Raw genomic sequence first — 15,327 nt, 5'->3', positions numbered from 1 at the left:
GGAGCCCCTTCGATGCAGGGCGACCCCGAGGTCCTCGAGTTCCTGAACGAGCAGCTGACCGGTGAGCTGACCGCAATCAATCAGTACTTTCTGCACTCGAAGATGCAGGACAACTTTGGCTGGACACGGCTTGCCAAATACACCCGGGCCGAGTCCTTCGACGAGATGAAGCACGCCGAGCTGCTCACCGACCGGATCCTTCTCCTCGACGGCCTCCCCAATTACCAGCGGCTCTTCCACGTTCGCGTGGGGCAGACCCTCACCGAGATGTTCCAGGCCGACCGGCAGGTGGAGGTCGAGGCCATCGACCGCCTCAAGCGGGGCATCAAACTGATGCGCGCCAAGGACGACATCACCTCGGCCAATATCTTCGAGGACATCCTCGCCGACGAGGAGCAGCACATCGACTATCTCGACACCCAGCTCGCGCTGATCGAGAAGCTCGGTGAGGCCCTCTACATCGCCCAGCAGATCGAGCAGCCGAGCGACTGACCGCCCACCCGGGCTCCGCCTGCGCTCAGGCGGCCTCGGCCGCCGGCACTACCGCCGTGGCCTCGACGGCGGGGGCCAGCACCACCGGATCGAGGTTCTCGCGCCGCGGGCAGGAACCGCGCCCCAGCAGCGCCTGGATCTTGCGGACGCAGGAGCCGCAGTCGGTGCCCGCCTTGCAGGCGCCGGCGATCTGGCGCGGTGTGCAAGCACCCGTTTCCGCGTGCTCGCGCACCTGCTTCTCGGTGATGCCGAAGCATGAGCAGACGTACACGCGAACTCTCCAGCGTTGACCAGCATGATCAGTGAGGTAACCCTTACCTTACCCGCCATGAGGGAGACCCACAACGCCGAGGGGCACGGATCGATGTGATCCGTGCCCCATTCATCTTTCAGCGATCTTGCGGTGGCCTCACCGGCCAGGCAGACCCGGCAGCCTCACTGGTCCCGGTACATCTCCGCCACCAGGAACGCCAGGTCAAGCGACTGGCTGCGGTTCAGCCGCGGGTCACAGGCCGTCTCGTAGCGCTGGTGCAGATCGTCGACGAAGATCTCGTCGCCGCCGCCCACGCACTCCGTGACATCGTCCCCGGTCAGCTCCACATGGATACCGCCCGGGTGGGTGCCCAGCTCCTTGTGGACCTCGAAGAAGCCCTTGACCTCATCCAGCACATCGTCGAAGCGCCGGGTCTTGTGCCCGGACGCCGCCTCGAAGGTGTTGCCGTGCATCGGGTCGCAGACCCACACGACCTGCGCCCCGGACGCCGTCACCTTCTCCACCAGGTTCGGCAGCTTGTCGCGGATCTTGTCCGCGCCCATCCGCGTGATGAACGTCAGCCGGCCCGGCTCGCGGTTCGGGTCGATCCGGTCGATCAGCGTCAGCGCCTCTTCCGGCGTGGTCGTCGGGCCGAGCTTCACACCCACCGGGTTGCGGATCTTGGAGGCGAACTCGATATGCGCCCCGTCCAGCTGCCGGGTGCGCTCACCGATCCAGACCATGTGCCCGGACACGTCGTACAGATCGCCGGTCCGCGAGTCCGTACGCGTCAGCGCCGACTCGTAGTCCAGGATCAGTGCCTCGTGCGAGGAGAAGAACTCCACGGTCTTGAACTCCTCCGGGTCCACCCCGCAGGCGTTCATGAAGTTCAGCGCCCGGTCGATCTCGCGCGCCAGCGCCTCGTAGCGCTGACCCGACGGCGACGACTTCACGAAGTCCTGGTTCCAGGCGTGCACCTGGCGCAGGTCCGCGTAGCCACCGGTGGTGAAGGCGCGCACCAGGTTCAGCGTCGACGCCGACGCCTGGTACATGCGCTTGAGGCGCTGCGGATCGGGGATCCGCGCCTCCTCGGTGAACTCGAAGCCGTTGACCGAGTCACCCCGGTACGTCGGCAGGGTCACCCCGTCCCGGGTCTCGGTCGGCTTCGAGCGCGGCTTGCTGTACTGCCCGGCGATCCGGCCGACCTTCACCACCGGGACGGACCCGGCGTAGGTCAGCACGGCGCCCATCTGGAGGAGCGTCTTCAGCTTGTTACGGATCTGGTCGGCACCCACGGCGTCGAACGCCTCGGCGCAGTCCCCGCCCTGGAGCAGAAACGCCTCACCCCGCGCCACGGCCCCCAGGCGGTGCCGCAGCGCATCGCACTCGCCCGCGAAGACGAGCGGCGGATAGGACTCGAGCTCAGCGATCGCATCGCGCAGAGCCGCTTGGTCCGGCCAGTCAGGCTGCTGCGCCGCGGGAAGAGACTGCCAGGTGTGGCCACCGGCGTGGGTTTCAGCGTTCACGGTCACCCCGCCAAGGTTACGGGGTCCCGTCGGCAGTCCAGCCCGATGCCCACAGGGTGAGACGTCTCCGGTCATGCCTTGAGCTCGAACCACACCCGCTTCCCGGACCGGGCCGGGGTCCGGTCGATCCCCCATGCGTCCGTGATCAGATCCACCAGATCCAGCCCCCGCCCGCTCTCGTCCCACGGCCCGGCCGTCCGCCTGACCGGTAACACCGGTGAGTTGTCCCCCACCTCGACCCGCAGCCGCCCCTCCTCCGCGATCAGCAGCACGGCGCAGGAGCAGTCGGGTACGTGCTTGATCACGTTCGCGAGCAGCTCGGTCACGGCCAGCCCGGCGGCGTCGGCGACGTGACCCATCTCCCACATCTCGGCATAGATGCGCACCATGCGGCGGATATGACGGACGGCGTGCGGGGACATGGCGGCCAGGATGAGGTGGTACTGCGGCGGGGGGTACGCAATGTCTTTGTTCACGCCACAAGGGTGGATCCAGTCGATTACTCTCGGCTATGTGACGAACACAACGCGTCCGGGCGTTGCTGGAGTTGAGGAGGGGCACACCTGTGGCGAACATCAGCGAACTGGACCCCAGTGCATCCCCGCTGAACTACTACGGTTACGAGCTGCGACGGCTGCGTGAGTCCGCATGCCTCACGCTGAACCAGCTCGGCAAGATCATCTTCTGTACGGGCTCACTGATCGGCCAGATCGAGACGGCCCGCAAGGCCCCGACCCGCGAGCTGACGGAACGGGCGGACGCGGCACTGGGGGCGGATGGGGCGCTGCTGCGGTTATGGCCGCTGGTGGCGCGGAGCCAGTTGCCGGGGTGGTTCCAGCCCTATGCCGAGATGGAGGCCATCTCGACCTACATCTCGACGTATCAGACGCAGCTCGTGCATGGTCTGCTCCAGACCGAGGAGTACGCGCGTGAAGTTCTCGGCGTACTTACAGAGGAACGTCTCGACGTACGGGTGGAAGCGCGGAGCGAACGACAGCGCATCCTGGCCCGCACAAACCCTCCAGCGGTGTGGGTTGTTCTGAACGAGGCGGTGCTGCACGGAACCATCGGCGGGCTCAACGTAATGCGGCGGCAACTCTCCCACCTGTTGAGCTTCCGCCGCCAGGGACACGTGAACGTCCAGGTGCTGCCGTTCACTGCCGGAGCACACGCGGGACTCATGGGCTCGTTCACGGTGCTCCGCTTCAAAGACGAGCCGGACATCGTCTACACACCGGACTACAACTCCGGCCACATGACCTTCAACCCGACTGACCTCAGGGACCGTTCGCTCCGTTACGATCACCTGCAAGCCGCCGCCTTGTCCGTCGAGGACTCGGCGGACCGGATCGCCCAGGTGATGGAGGAGCGCTATGGGGAGCACCCCTGACCTGACTGCCGTGCAGTGGCGTAAGTCCAGCTACAGCGGAGACGACGGCGGCGAATGCGTGGAGTGCGCCGCACTCGGCGGCGCCACGTGGCGTAAGTCCAGCTACAGCGGGCATGACGGCGGCGACTGCATCGAGGTGGCGGAGATAGCCACCCGGCAGCAGGTGGCCGTGCGGGACTCGAAGAACCCCCACGGCCCCACCCTGCTGCTCTCCCCCACCGCCTTCGCCGACTTCGTCGCCGCCGCGGCGACCGGCAAACTCTGAAGTGGTCGAGGGCTTCCACAGCTTCCACTGGCAGGACTGCGAGTTGGGCGACGCGGGGCTGAACCGCGCGCTCGACGAGCTGATGGCACCGACCGAACGCAGCGCGTATCTGCGCGCGTTCCGCACCCTGTTGCACAGCGAGAACACCGTCGCCGCGGGCATCGCACTCGACCACTTCCAGTACTCGGGCGCTCTGACCCGGTGGGGTAGGGAGAGCGCGCTCGATCTCCATGAAGCCGACGCACTCACAGTCGCCCGCAAGCTGCTTCGGCAGCCGCCCATGGCCAACGGCGCCAATCATGCGAGCGCTCTGAACGCGATGATGAACATCGCCCAGCCGGAGGACGCCGACCTGATCGCCGACGCCCTGGCACTCGCGACCGACGTGAACGTGCGCTCGGCGGCGTGTACGGCGGCGGGCGCGGCTCTCTACGGGAGTGAGGAACCGAGCCTGAGGTTGCTCACGGCTCTCGGGGATCTGGTCTTCGACGAGCACCTCGATATCCGGGAGCGGGCCCAGGCCCTCTCCAACGTGGGCGACGCCGACTGCCCCGAGGCGATCGCCCTGCTGGTTCGCGCCACCGAGTCCACCGAACTCGACCTCCAGGTCCAGGGCGCGATCGAACTCACCACCCGCGGCCGCCTCCCCGCACACCGAGAGCGCCTCGAACGTCTCGTGGCCGCCTGGCCCGCGGACGCGGGATCCCAGGCAAACGACGTACGAAAGGCACTGAGCGGGTTCCACAGCCTCTACTGGACCGACGCCGAATGGGACGATCCGGAGCTCGGGCGTGCCCATGAGGAGCTGATGTTCCCGTCGGGGGCGGCGGACGACTACCACCAGGCGTTCCGAACGCTGCTGCGCAGTGATCACCCGATGGCGGTGGGTATCGCGCTCGACCACTTCACCAGCTACGACGGTCTGCGCGAAGTCCTCGATCCGGACGAGGTCGACGCCTACGGGCCCGAGGTGATCGCTCGGGCCCGGGACGTACTACGGCGGCACGGCTCTGCCGCCCTCCATCTGAGCGCGTTGAACACGCTCGGAAGCGGCAACGCCGAAGCCTCGGACGCCGAGCCGATCATGGACCTGCTGGAGCACACGACCTCGGGCGAGGTCCGCGACAAGGCGCTGTGGGTTGCCCTCGGGGTGCTCAAGAGGATCGAGACCCCGGACCCGCGCTTTCTCGACCTGGTCGGCCGCTGTGCGGTCGACCAGGCTCTCTCCGGCCACCAGCAGATCGCGCTTCGCGTCCTCGGCGAGGCGTTCGGGCCCGAGGCGAACCCCTTCCTCGTCCGCGCCGTGGACAGCGACGACGTCGACGTCCAGATCGACGCGGCGTGGCAGTTGTCCCACCCTCGGCGCGTCGAAGAGCACCGCGAACTGCTCGTGGAGACCGTCGGGAACTGGCCCGCCCTGACCGGCCGTTCGGGATTCCTCGCGAGACAGATACGCACGAGGGTGCTGGGGCCCGCCGCGAGCGGCGGGCGCTGACTCAGCCGTTCAGCTTCTCCATGCACAGGGTGTACTGCGGGCGGCCGTTCCGGGTGACCTGGTACTTGCTCAGGCCCGGCTCGCACTCGTGGTCCAGCGGCCAGTTCTCCTTGACCTTGTAGTCGGCCGCCGCGCCGCCGCAGTCGACCTTCTTCAGGTCCGGGTCGCTCTCGGTCCCCTTGTTCTGCACGCAGTCGCCCGCGTCGATGGTCTGGCTGGCCACCTTCTTCTGGTGCTCGGGACCGGTGGTGTTGCCACGGCTGTTGTAGTACCAGACGCCCGCGATGATGAGCGCGAGCGGGATCGCGATCATCCGGACCTTGGTCTGCCGGCTGAGCGTGGACATGGTGCATGACCCCCGTGGTGGTGGTGAGCTGCGCACATCAATTCGATGTGCGGCCCTGAAAGTTAGCCCGCGCCGCTGACATCGCAAAACCCGGTCCGCGGGCGTCTGGCCGCCCAAGAGCGGCGATCTCGGTCATCTCGGGACCATCGACGACCGTCCCGTGAAGAACCCCTCACCGAACCGTGACACCGCGACCGACCGATGACCGGTCGTGTAGGGTTTTCGGCATGCACGCGCGACTGAACATGAACTGGTGGTGGCCCGCTCATCCGGCGGCCCACTGATCGCGCGTACATCCAGACACCACGCGAAGGCCGCCCGAGGGGCGGCCTTCGGCGTTTGCGCGGGCCGTTCCTCCTCCTCGGAAGGAACACACCGCCATGCGGAACGACACGCAGGCCACAGCACGCGACGTCATCGCGCGGCTGCTCTCGGCCGACTCCCCCTTCGCCCTGATCCATCGCCGTACCCCCGGGCACGCCCAGGACACCGTGGAGGTGCTGGTCGGGCCGGTGAGCGAGGTGGAGCGGCTGACCGACATCCCGTTGCCGACCGGGGCCCCGGAGGGCGGGGCGGCGGTCGCGGACGCGCTGGCGCTGGTGCCGTTCCGGCAGATCCGGGAGCGAGGGTTCGACGTACGGGACGACGGGACGCCGCTGGCCGTACTGCGGCCGGAGGAGACGTACGAACTGCCGCTCGCCGAGGTGCTGGACGCGCTCCCCGCGCACCGGGTGAACGTCGAGGGCGGGGCCTTCGACGTCGAGGACGACGCATACGCCGAGATCGTACGGCGGGTCATCACGGATGAGATCGGCACCGGCGAGGGGGCCAACTTCGTGATCCGAAGGACGTTCCGGGGCGAGATCCCGGGCTTCGGGAGTACCGACGCGCTCGCGCTCTTCCGGCGGCTGCTGGCCGGGGAGCGGGGCGCGTACTGGACATATGTGGTGCGTCTCGCGGACGGGCGGACGCTGGTGGGGGCCAGTCCCGAGGTGCATGTGCGGATGTCCGGGGGCACGGTCGTGATGAACCCGATCAGCGGGACGTACCGCTACCCGGCCGGCGGGGCCGACGCCGACGGCCTGCTGGCCTTCCTCCACGACCGCAAGGAGGTGGAGGAGCTGTCCATGGTCGTGGACGAGGAGCTGAAGATGATGTGCACCGTCGGCGACCGCGGCGGTGTGGTGATCGGCCCCCGGCTGCGGGAGATGGCACACCTCGCGCACACCGAGTACGAGCTGCGCGGGCGGTCCTCGCTGGACGTACGGGACGTCCTGCGGGAGACCATGTTCGCGGCGACGGTCACCGGGTCACCGGTGCAGAACGCCTGCCGGGTCATCGAGCGCTACGAGCCCGGGGGGCGGGGTTACTACGCGGGGGCGCTGGCCCTCATCGGCCGGGACGGCGGCGGAGCGCAGACGCTGGACTCACCGATCCTGATCCGGACCGCCGACATCGACGGGGCGGGTGCGCTGAAGGTCGAGGTCGGCGCGACGCTGGTGCGGCACTCCGATCCGCGGGGTGAGGTGGCGGAGACGCATGCGAAGGCGGCGGGCGTGCTGACGGCATTGGGCGTGCGGCCGGGGGCTGTGGAGGGGGACGAGGGCGATGCGCGGCCGCGGTTCGCGGACGATCCGCGGGTGCGGGCGGCGCTCGACGTGCGGCGGGCGGATCTCGCGCCGTTCTGGCTGCGGATGCAGAACCTTGAGGAGCCGGTGGACGTGGGCGGGGAGTTGGGGCTGTCGGGCCATGCGCTGGTCATCGACGGCGAGGACACCTTCACCGCGATGCTCGCCCATCTGCTCCGGACGTCCGGACTGACCGTCACCGTGCGGCGGTACGACGAACCGGGCGTACGGGAGGCGGCGCTCGCGCACCAGGGCCCGGTGGTGCTGGGCCCCGGGCCCGGCGATCCGGGCGACACCGCCGACCCGAAGATGCGGTTCCTGCGGCGGCTGGCCGCGCATCTGGTGGCCGGACACCGGCACGGGCTGCTGGGGGTGTGCCTGGGGCACGAGCTGATCGCGGCGGAACTGGGGCTGGAGATCGTGCGGAAGGAGGTGCCGTTCCAGGGGGCGCAGGAGCGGATCGACTTCTTCGGGCGGGAGGAGACGGTGGGCTTCTACAACACGTTCACCGCGCGGTGTGAGGAGGCGGCGGAGACGGAGTTGGCGATGCACCGGGTGGAGCTGAGCCGGGACGCGGTGAGCGGGGATGTGCATGCGCTGCGCGGGCCGGGGTTCGCGGGGGTGCAGTTCCATCCGGAGTCGGTGCTGACGATGAATGGGGCGGTGCTGGTGGCGGGGCTTTTGGCGGCTGTGCGGGTGTGAGGGTGTGAGGGTCCCCCACCCCGCCCCTCCCCGGAACGCGCGTGCCGGCAATGAGGTGATGGAAACCGCCGATTCCGGCACGGAAGGGATCGGTACGGCGCGGGCATCAGCTTCGAGACCGAAGCGTGGGAAGTCCGAAACTACGAGGCCCGGCCCCCGTACCCGCGGGGGCCGCTGCCGTTGTCGGCAAATCGCGGCTGTGCCTGGCTAATAAGCCCCGCTCCGGGACTCCCGCTACCTCGGTGGTAGCGATGTCGGAGGCGAGGGCAAATTGAGCATCTGTATATACCGGGTTGCCTGATCGGGGGGAAGATCAGCCAGAATGGCCATGAGGTGCTTATTTGTTTCTTCTCGGGTTGCTTGAGCTGTGGCTGCCGGCTCCGTGCCGATCTTAAGGCCGAGGTAAGCGGACACGACGGCGACGATAGGGCTTGCAATGGCACCGATGATGCCGGCCAACTCGACTTGATCATCCCTTAGCCAAAGCATCGCAAAGAAGACGAGGATGCCCAGGACCGCAAGCCCCACAATGACCGACCAGAGTCCGGCCCATGTGCGAGCGCGATCACCATTTGGTTTACCCATGCGATCACCTCACCCGGCTGCATCTCAGTGCAGGCCCTGCTCACAGGTCTGAACATAAACAGCCCAGCAGCCCCCCGCAGGACGATTACTGATGATCTTTGAATGATGTCGCACATCGCCAGCCCGTTTGCACACGTCAGGACGTTCGCGTGCAGCGACACCACGCGGCGAAGTTCAGTAGGCCAATCGGGTGATATCCGCGGGGTGCCGAGGCCGCATGCATAAGCCTTGTCTGAACTCGCCTGCTGCGAGCCACTGTCGCTCGATGTGCGGGAGACTGCTTTGTCGCTTATGGTGCCTGTGGTTGCATCACCTTCGGTGATTGACAATGGCGGAATCGCACGGGAGGCAACTGTGGCGAACGACTGCAAGGCGCTCCAGGATCGGGTTGACCAACTCAGATCCGAGCTCGGAGACCGGCGGGCGGAATGCGTGCGAGAGAGTTCTGACATCAACGAACTCAAGGCCTGCCTCGCGGCGGCAGATGATGAGCTGCGGAGGGCGGAGCAAGCACTGAACCAGTGCCTGACAACCGAACGATTGCTTCAAACCTCTGGAAAGATCACGTTCCTTCTGGTTCAGAACGTCGGCGCCGGTTTCGGGCCAGGTGATGACTTCATTGATGTCGAAGCGGTGATCCAACTCGACACCGAACCAGGCAAGGCATTTGGGTTCACCTTGAGAAAGGATGACAACCAAGTTGCCCACGCCGCGATGTTGGAGGTTCTTCGCGACGCCTTCAACGCCGGCACTCCGGTCACGATCGACTTCGACATCCGCCCCAACAAGCAAAATGGATCCATCGTACGAGTCTTTCGGAGCGGATCATAGGTCACTACCTTCTCAGCGGCCGTATTCCACAGCGCGCCGCGCTGGCCGGAACGCCCCGTTCGCACCGGCCAGACGGCCTTGGGGCTCCGCCCCCGGCCGGTGCGGGGCCGGGGGCGCACAGGGCCCCGGGGGCCACCCCCGTCAGCCGAAGAAGACCTTCGCCTCCTCGTACTCCGATGGATCCACCGTCTTGAGGCGGGCCGTCGCGTCGGCCAGAGGGACGCGGACGATATTCGTGCCGCGCAGGGCGACCATCGTGCCGAAGTGCTGGTCCCGCACGGCGTCGATCGCGTGCAGACCGAAGCGGGTGGCGAGCCAGCGGTCGAAGGCACTGGGGGTGCCGCCGCGCTGGACGTGGCCGAGGACGGTCGTACGGGCATCCTTGCCCGTGCGGCGCTCGATCTCCTTGGCCAGCCATTCGCCGATCCCGGAGAGCCGGACGTGGCCGAAGGAGTCGAGCGAGTCGTCCTTCAGCACGGCATCGCCGCCCTTCGGCATGGCGCCCTCCGCCACCACCACGATCGGCGCGTAGCGGATCTTGAAGCGGGATTCGACCCAGGCGCAGATCTGGTCGACGTCGAAGCGCTGCTCGGGGATGAGGATGACGTTGGCGCCGCCCGCCAGGCCCGAGTGGAGCGCGATCCAGCCCGCGTGGCGCCCCATCACCTCGACGACGAGGACGCGCATATGGGACTCAGCGGTGGTGTGCAGCCGGTCGATCGCCTCGGTGGCGATGTTGACGGCGGTGTCGAAGCCGAAGGTGTAGTCCGTGGCGGAGAGGTCGTTGTCGATGGTCTTGGGGACCCCGACGCAGCGGATGCCGTACTCGCCGGAGAGCCGGGCGGCGACGCCGAGGGTGTCCTCGCCGCCGATCGCGATCAGCGCCTCGATCTCCTGCTTGGCGAGGGTGTCCTTGACCCGGCGGATACCGTCCTCGCTCTTGAGGGGGTTGGTGCGGGACGAGCCGAGGATGGTGCCGCCGCGCGGCAGGATGCCGCGCACCGCGCGGATGTCGAGGGGGATGGTGTCGTTCTCGAGAGGGCCTCGCCAGCCGTCCCGGAAGCCGACGAAGTCATAGCCGTATTCCTGTACGCCCTTGCGGACGACGGCGCGGATGACCGCGTTGAGCCCGGGGCAGTCGCCGCCGCCGGTCAGCACTCCGACCCGCATCGTTTCTTCCCTTCTCCCGTGGAATCCCGTGCTTGGGCCCGGTACGGAGGGCCACGGTAACGGTGATCCAGGTCACAGGGGATGGGGTCGTGGTCGATTTCCGCACACGCCTGGGGAGTTGGTTTTGAACTTCACCCTTACGAGGGGGTGGGGGCTGCCCAAACCTCAGGCGCCGTCCAGGCCCCGTTCGATCGCGTACCGCACCAGCTCCACCCGGTTGTGCAGTTGCAGCTTGCCGAGGGTGTTCTGCACATGGTTCTGCACGGTGCGATGCGAGATCACCAGCCGCTCGGCGATCTGCTTGTACGAGAGCCCCTTGGCCACCAGCCGCAGCACCTCCGTCTCGCGCTCCGTCAGCTGCGGGGCGACCGGCTGGTCGGCGGCGGTGGGGGCGGGTTCGCCGGCGAGCCGCCGGTACTCGCCGAGCACCAGGCCCGCGAGGCCGGGGGTGAAGACGGGGTCCCCGGCGGCGGTGCGGCGCACCGCGTCGAGCAGGTCCTCCGTACTGGCCGACTTCAGCAGATAGCCGGTGGCGCCGGACTTCACGGCCTCCAGGACATCGGCGTGCTCACCGCTCGCGGAGAGCACCAGCACCCGCAGCTGGGGGTGGGCGGCCACGACCTCCTTGCAGACCTCGACCCCGGGCAGCCCGGGGAGGTTGAGGTCGAGCACCAGGACATCGGGGTCGGCGGCCTTGGCCCGGCGGACGGCCTGCGGGCCGTCCCCGGCCGTGGCCACCACGTCGAACCCGGCCTCGGACAGATCGCGGGCCACCGCGTCGCGCCACATCGGATGGTCGTCCACCACCATCACCGTCACCGGCCGTCCCTCGTGGTGATCGGTCATCGTGCTGCCTTCCCCTTGTCGTCCGTCGACGCCTTGTCGTCCGTCGAAGTCCCCGACGGCACGGGCGCCTTCGGGACCGTGAGTTCCACTTCGGTGCCCTGGCCCGGAGCCGAGATCCACTCGGCCGTACCACCGAGGTCGCGCAGCCGTCCCCGGATCGACAGGGCCACCCCGAGACGCCCCTCGCGCTCGGCGTCGGCGAGCCGTCCATCGGGGATGCCGGGGCCGTCGTCCCGTACGGTCACCATCACGGCGTCCGGTTCGTCCTCCACCAGGATCCAGGCGCGGGCCTCCTCGCCCGCGTGGACCCGCACATTGTCCAGTGCGGCGCCGACGGCGGCCGCCAACTCCCCCGCCGCGTGGGCCGGGAGGACCACGGGGGCGCCGGGTTCGGAGAGGGTGACCCGGGATCCGGTGTGCGGCGCCAGCAGGGCCCGCAGATCGCATGGCTCGGTGCCGTACGCCTCGTCGGGGTCGTCGTCCGGGACGGGAGCCGGGGCGTGGTCCACGGTGCGCTGTACGGGGACACCGCGCGGTGGGGTCACCAGACCCGTGGAGACCAGGGTGCGCAGCGCGATCTCCTGTTCACCGGCCATCCGGCCCAGTTCGGCCGCCTCGCCGCCGATCGCGGCGCCGCGCCGCTGCACCATGGCGAGCACCTGGAGCACGCTGTCGTGGATGTCGCGGGCCAGCCGCTCCCGTTCGCGGGTCGCGGCCTCGATGCGCAACGCGCGGGCGAGGGTGCGCTCACTGGCGCGGGCGACCTCGACGATGTAGCCGATGGCCACGCTCGCCACCCAGACGAGCATCAGCATGTGGATGGTGTCCTGGGCGAAGCCGCCGCGCTCGATGATGTTGGCGGCGCAGACGACGGTCGAGGCCCAAGCCGCCCAGCGCCAGCCGCCCTTGATGGCGAACCCGAGGACGGCGCCCGCGGTCCATATGGACGGCAAGGTGGGCGTGCCCTCGGCGATCCGGTCGTGGGTGTCGACGAGCGGGGTGAGCAGGATGCCCACCACCGCCACACTGAGGTCGCCGACCAGAAAGCGCCGGGTGCAGCGCTCGGCCGAGGAGACCATGCGGTAGGTCAGCGCCGTCCACACGGTCAGTACGGCCATGTAGGCGCCCGCGCCCAGCGGGCGGTCGTAGTCGTGGAACGACACGACGTAGAGGGTGAGGGCGTAGAGGAGGGTGAGGACGCGGTAGGCGGTCAGCGCCTGCCACAGCGGCTGCTCGACGGACATCCGCACCACGCGCTCGCGCTTCGGATGGCGAGCCCGCCGCTCACGCTCCGGCTGCTCGGCCGCCTGCTCCTGTTCCGGCCGCTCCGACCGCTCCGGCTGCTCGGCCGTGTGCTCCTGCTCGGGCTGCTGCGCCACGATCCCCCCGCCCCCGGGCCCGGACGCGCCTTACGCCCCGGCCGTGTCCTTGTGCTTCTCCCGCTCGGCCCGCTCCGCCTTCTCGGCCTTCTCCGCCTGCTTCCTGGCCGCCTCCGCCTCCGCGATCTGCCGCTTGGCGGCCGTCGCGTAGATGTCGACGTACTCCTGGCCGGAGAGCTTCATGATCTCGTACATGACCTCGTCGGTCACCGAGCGCAGGATGAAACGGTCGCCGTCCATGCCGTGGTAGCGGCTGAAGTCCAGTGGCTTGCCGATCCTGATGCCGGGCCGCATCAGCTTGGGCATGACCTTGCCCGGCGGCTGGATCTTCTCGGTGTCGATCATGGCAACGGGGATCACCGGTGCGCCGGTGGCCAGCGCCACCCGGGCCAGACCGCCCGGCTTGCCCCGGTAGAGACGGCCGTCGGGCGAGCGGGTGCCCTCGGGGTAGATGCCGAACAGCTCACCGCGCTTGATCACGTCGATGCCCGCCTTGATCGCGGCCTCACCGGCGCCGCGCGAGCCCGACCGGTCCACGGGGAGCTGACCGACGCCCTTGAAGAAGGCCGCCGTCAGCCGCCCCTTGACGCCCGGAGTGGTGAAGTACTCCTGCTTGGCGATGAAGGTGACCTTGCGGTCCAGCATCGCGGGCAGGAAGAAGGAGTCGGAGAACGAGAGGTGGTTGCTGGCCAGAATGGCCGGCCCCTCGGCGGGGATATGCTCCAGTCCCTCCACCCAGGGCCGGAAGGCAAGCTTCAGGGTGCCACCCACCGACAGCTTCATTGCGCCGTAGAACAACCGAGAACCTCCTGTATCCGACGAGGAGACCTTAACCTGCCTACCCCGCGTGCGGCGCGCCGCGTAGGCTGAGACGCCGGGCCGCCGGACCCCGAACACCGGTTCCGTCACCCCTGCCCGACTCACCACCGAACACCGAACGGAGATCCGTGGTGCCGCTCCTTCCCGGAGCCGAGCCGTTCCGCCACGACGGCGGGCAGATCGGCGTCCTTGTCTCGCACGGCTTCACCGGTTCCCCGCAGTCGGTGCGACCCTGGGCCGATCATCTCGCGGCGCAGGGCTTCACCGTCTCGCTGCCACTGCTTCCCGGCCATGGCACCCGATGGCAGGATCTCGCGGTCACCGGCTGGCAGGACTGGTACGCCGAGGTGGACCGTGAACTGCGGGCGCTCACCGAGCGCTGTGAGCGGGTCTTCGTCTGCGGTCTTTCGATGGGCGGGGCGCTCGCGCTGCGGCTGGCCGCCCAGCACGGTCCGGCGATCAGCGGTCTGGCCCTGGTCAACCCGGCGAACAAGATCCATGACCCGATGGCGGTGGCGCTGCCGCTGATCCGCCATCTGGTGCCGTCCGTGAAGGGCATCGCCAGCGACATCGCCAAGCCTGGCTCGTACGAGCTGGGCTACGACCGGACCCCGCTGCACGCCGTGTACTCGCTGCGGCGCTTCCTGCGGCTGGTGGACGCCGAGTTGCCGCAGGTCACCCAGCCGCTGCTGGTGATGCACAGCGCTCAGGACCATGTGGTGTCGCCCGCCGACTCCGAGCGCATCCTGAGCCAGGTGTCCTCCCGGGACACCACCGAGCGGCTGCTGGAGCGCAGCTATCACGTGGCGACCCTGGACTACGACGCCGAGCTCATCTTCGACGAGACGGTCGCGTTCATCACCCGCCTGACGGCGGGTACGGGGGACGGCACCGCGACGGACAGCGGAAGGGAGGGCGCGGCGGCCAGTGGCTGAGCGCGACTCGAACGAGAACGAGGCGGATGCGCGGCGCGACGACGACGCCGCCTTCGCCGAGATCGTCGCGGCGTACGGGGAGGAGCCGCCGGACCCGCCGGAGGCGGAGCGCTGGCCCGTCGCGGAGGATCTCATCGAGCGGTGGGGCCGGGACGGCGCGCCGGGGTCCGCGGACCCGGCACGCGAGGACGGCACACCGGACAACGCCGCCGATCCCGGCCCCGACGGTGCGGGCCGGGACGGCCGGGACGGCTGGGACGGTGAGAACGCGGACGATGTCACCAAGCCGGCCACCGGCGGTGCGGGCGACAGCGACAAACCGGTCGGCAGCTTCATCGTCTACGCGCCGGGCGTCGGCCCGCGCGACTGGGAGCCCGAGGAGCCGTCCGAGGACGACTTCGACGAGAGCGACGAGGGCCATTTCGTGCCGCCCGAGCCGCCTCCGCTGCCCGAGTCCGACACCACCTCCCGGTTCGCCTGGCTGGGTGTGCTGGGCGGGCCGCTGCTGCTGATCGGTGTGGTGGTGTTCCGGGTCGAGATGACCTGGTGGATCACCACGCTGGGCGTCGGTGGCTTCCTGGGCGGCTTCGCCACCCTGGTGATGCGGATGAAGGACAGCGACGACGAGGAGGACGAGGACCCGGGGCGCGGGGCGGTCGTCTGAC

18 protein-coding genes are annotated in these 15,327 nt (G+C 68.7%); 9 read left to right on the top strand and 9 right to left on the bottom strand.

Annotation, left to right across the window (positions count from 1 at the left end; all coding sequences use genetic code 11):
• Nucleotides 1–12 precede the first annotated feature (12 nt).
• Entirely contained in the window at nucleotides 13–492 is a 480-nt protein-coding gene (gene bfr / locus JK363_RS10045; protein ID WP_201874047.1) for a bacterioferritin, read from the top strand.
• Nucleotides 493–517: 25 nt separating this feature from the next.
• Here bfr and JK363_RS10040 read toward each other — a convergent pair whose 3' ends face one another.
• From JK363_RS10040 to JK363_RS10030, 3 genes are all read right to left on the bottom strand, one after another.
• Nucleotides 518–763 carry a (2Fe-2S)-binding protein gene (locus tag JK363_RS10040; RefSeq protein WP_201874038.1) on the bottom strand — a complete coding sequence of 82 codons (246 nt, stop codon included), beginning with the start codon at nucleotides 761–763 and terminating at the stop codon, nucleotides 518–520.
• 164 nt (nucleotides 764–927) lie between these two features.
• Nucleotides 928–2,277, bottom strand: a complete 1,350-nt coding sequence (locus tag JK363_RS10035) for a class II 3-deoxy-7-phosphoheptulonate synthase (protein ID WP_201874036.1) — start codon at nucleotides 2,275–2,277, stop codon at nucleotides 928–930.
• Nucleotides 2,278–2,342: 65 nt separating this feature from the next.
• On the bottom strand, nucleotides 2,343–2,747 hold the full coding sequence (locus JK363_RS10030; protein WP_201874034.1) for an ATP-binding protein: 405 nt from the start codon (nucleotides 2,745–2,747) through the stop codon (nucleotides 2,343–2,345).
• Between the two features lie 89 nt (nucleotides 2,748–2,836).
• Here JK363_RS10030 and JK363_RS10025 point away from each other — a divergent pair, with 89 nt between their 5' ends.
• From JK363_RS10025 to JK363_RS10015, 3 genes are read left to right on the top strand one after another with little or no spacing between them, the layout of a single operon-like run.
• Nucleotides 2,837–3,661, top strand: a complete 825-nt coding sequence (locus JK363_RS10025; protein ID WP_201874032.1) for a helix-turn-helix domain-containing protein — start codon at nucleotides 2,837–2,839, stop codon at nucleotides 3,659–3,661.
• A complete protein-coding gene (locus JK363_RS10020) occupies nucleotides 3,645–3,926 on the top strand; it encodes a DUF397 domain-containing protein (RefSeq protein WP_201874030.1) in 282 nt (93 codons plus the stop codon). The genes JK363_RS10025 and JK363_RS10020 overlap by 17 nt, the downstream gene beginning before the upstream one ends.
• A 1-nt stretch (nucleotide 3,927) precedes the next feature.
• Nucleotides 3,928–5,421 carry a hypothetical protein gene (locus JK363_RS10015; protein WP_201874028.1) on the top strand — a complete coding sequence of 498 codons (1,494 nt, stop codon included), beginning with the start codon at nucleotides 3,928–3,930 and terminating at the stop codon, nucleotides 5,419–5,421.
• A 1-nt stretch (nucleotide 5,422) separates the two neighbouring features.
• On the opposite strand, the gene JK363_RS10010 is transcribed toward JK363_RS10015, so the two are convergent.
• Complete coding sequence (locus tag JK363_RS10010; RefSeq protein WP_201874026.1) at nucleotides 5,423–5,767, bottom strand: LppU/SCO3897 family protein; 345 nt, start codon at nucleotides 5,765–5,767, stop codon at nucleotides 5,423–5,425.
• 227 nt (nucleotides 5,768–5,994) lie between these two features.
• Here JK363_RS10010 and JK363_RS45160 point away from each other — a divergent pair, with 227 nt between their 5' ends.
• Nucleotides 5,995–6,051 carry a trp operon leader peptide gene (locus tag JK363_RS45160; protein WP_504751942.1) on the top strand — a complete coding sequence of 19 codons (57 nt, stop codon included), beginning with the start codon at nucleotides 5,995–5,997 and terminating at the stop codon, nucleotides 6,049–6,051.
• A 96-nt stretch (nucleotides 6,052–6,147) separates the two neighbouring features.
• The gene (locus JK363_RS10005) at nucleotides 6,148–8,097 is read left to right on the top strand and encodes an anthranilate synthase family protein (RefSeq protein WP_201874024.1); all 1,950 of its coding nucleotides are present in this window, start codon (nucleotides 6,148–6,150) and stop codon (nucleotides 8,095–8,097) included.
• A 234-nt stretch (nucleotides 8,098–8,331) separates the two neighbouring features.
• Here JK363_RS10005 and JK363_RS10000 read toward each other — a convergent pair whose 3' ends face one another.
• On the bottom strand, nucleotides 8,332–8,682 hold the full coding sequence (locus JK363_RS10000; RefSeq protein ID WP_201874020.1) for a hypothetical protein: 351 nt from the start codon (nucleotides 8,680–8,682) through the stop codon (nucleotides 8,332–8,334).
• 228 nt (nucleotides 8,683–8,910) lie between these two features.
• Here JK363_RS10000 and JK363_RS09995 point away from each other — a divergent pair, with 228 nt between their 5' ends.
• Nucleotides 8,911–9,513, top strand: a complete 603-nt coding sequence (locus JK363_RS09995; RefSeq protein ID WP_201874019.1) for a hypothetical protein — start codon at nucleotides 8,911–8,913, stop codon at nucleotides 9,511–9,513.
• 141 nt (nucleotides 9,514–9,654) lie between these two features.
• Here JK363_RS09995 and JK363_RS09990 read toward each other — a convergent pair whose 3' ends face one another.
• The 4 genes from JK363_RS09990 to JK363_RS09975 form a co-directional block, all read right to left on the bottom strand.
• Nucleotides 9,655–10,683, bottom strand: coding sequence for a 6-phosphofructokinase (locus JK363_RS09990; RefSeq protein WP_201874018.1), 1,029 nt, complete (start codon nucleotides 10,681–10,683; stop codon nucleotides 9,655–9,657).
• A gap of 165 nt (nucleotides 10,684–10,848) precedes the next feature.
• Nucleotides 10,849–11,529 (bottom strand): response regulator, encoded by a 681-nt coding sequence (locus JK363_RS09985; RefSeq protein WP_201874017.1) that lies wholly within the window; start codon nucleotides 11,527–11,529, stop codon nucleotides 10,849–10,851.
• Nucleotides 11,526–12,773 carry a MacS family sensor histidine kinase gene (macS, locus tag JK363_RS09980; RefSeq protein ID WP_201874429.1) on the bottom strand — a complete coding sequence of 416 codons (1,248 nt, stop codon included), beginning with the start codon at nucleotides 12,771–12,773 and terminating at the stop codon, nucleotides 11,526–11,528. The genes JK363_RS09985 and macS overlap by 4 nt, the downstream gene beginning before the upstream one ends.
• A 165-nt stretch (nucleotides 12,774–12,938) precedes the next feature.
• Nucleotides 12,939–13,691, bottom strand: coding sequence for a lysophospholipid acyltransferase family protein (locus JK363_RS09975; RefSeq protein ID WP_201874428.1), 753 nt, complete (start codon nucleotides 13,689–13,691; stop codon nucleotides 12,939–12,941).
• A 167-nt stretch (nucleotides 13,692–13,858) separates the two neighbouring features.
• On the opposite strand from JK363_RS09975, the gene JK363_RS09970 reads away from it, so the two are divergent.
• Nucleotides 13,859–14,662 (top strand): alpha/beta hydrolase, encoded by an 804-nt coding sequence (locus JK363_RS09970; RefSeq protein WP_201874016.1) that lies wholly within the window; start codon nucleotides 13,859–13,861, stop codon nucleotides 14,660–14,662.
• Nucleotides 14,655–15,326, top strand: coding sequence for a hypothetical protein (locus tag JK363_RS09965; RefSeq protein ID WP_201874014.1), 672 nt, complete (start codon nucleotides 14,655–14,657; stop codon nucleotides 15,324–15,326). The genes JK363_RS09970 and JK363_RS09965 overlap by 8 nt, the downstream gene beginning before the upstream one ends.
• The last annotated feature ends 1 nt before the right edge of the window (nucleotide 15,327 follow it).

It is taken from the genome of Streptomyces coffeae, from assembly GCF_016741875.1.
Taxonomy (GTDB): domain Bacteria; phylum Actinomycetota; class Actinomycetes; order Streptomycetales; family Streptomycetaceae; genus Streptomyces; species Streptomyces coffeae.
The sequence above is the reverse complement of the archived record's forward strand: the minus strand, read 5'-3'. Positions and strand labels throughout refer to the sequence as shown.

What these genes read in the sequence shown, in the direction of transcription:
- bfr (WP_201874047.1), top strand. Translation starts at nt 13, where the DNA reads ATGCAGGGCGACCCCGAGGTCCTCGAGTTCCTGAACGAGCAGCTGACC.
- JK363_RS10020 (WP_201874030.1), top strand. Translation starts at nt 3,645, where the DNA reads ATGGGGAGCACCCCTGACCTGACTGCCGTGCAGTGGCGTAAGTCCAGC.
- JK363_RS10010 (WP_201874026.1), bottom strand. Translation starts at nt 5,767, where the DNA reads ATGTCCACGCTCAGCCGGCAGACCAAGGTCCGGATGATCGCGATCCCG.
- JK363_RS10005 (WP_201874024.1), top strand. Translation starts at nt 6,148, where the DNA reads ATGCGGAACGACACGCAGGCCACAGCACGCGACGTCATCGCGCGGCTG.
- JK363_RS10000 (WP_201874020.1), bottom strand. Translation starts at nt 8,682, where the DNA reads ATGGGTAAACCAAATGGTGATCGCGCTCGCACATGGGCCGGACTCTGG.
- JK363_RS09990 (WP_201874018.1), bottom strand. Translation starts at nt 10,683, where the DNA reads ATGCGGGTCGGAGTGCTGACCGGCGGCGGCGACTGCCCCGGGCTCAAC.
- JK363_RS09985 (WP_201874017.1), bottom strand. Translation starts at nt 11,529, where the DNA reads ATGACCGATCACCACGAGGGACGGCCGGTGACGGTGATGGTGGTGGAC.
- macS (WP_201874429.1), bottom strand. Translation starts at nt 12,773, where the DNA reads ATGTCCGTCGAGCAGCCGCTGTGGCAGGCGCTGACCGCCTACCGCGTC.
- JK363_RS09975 (WP_201874428.1), bottom strand. Translation starts at nt 13,691, where the DNA reads ATGAAGCTGTCGGTGGGTGGCACCCTGAAGCTTGCCTTCCGGCCCTGG.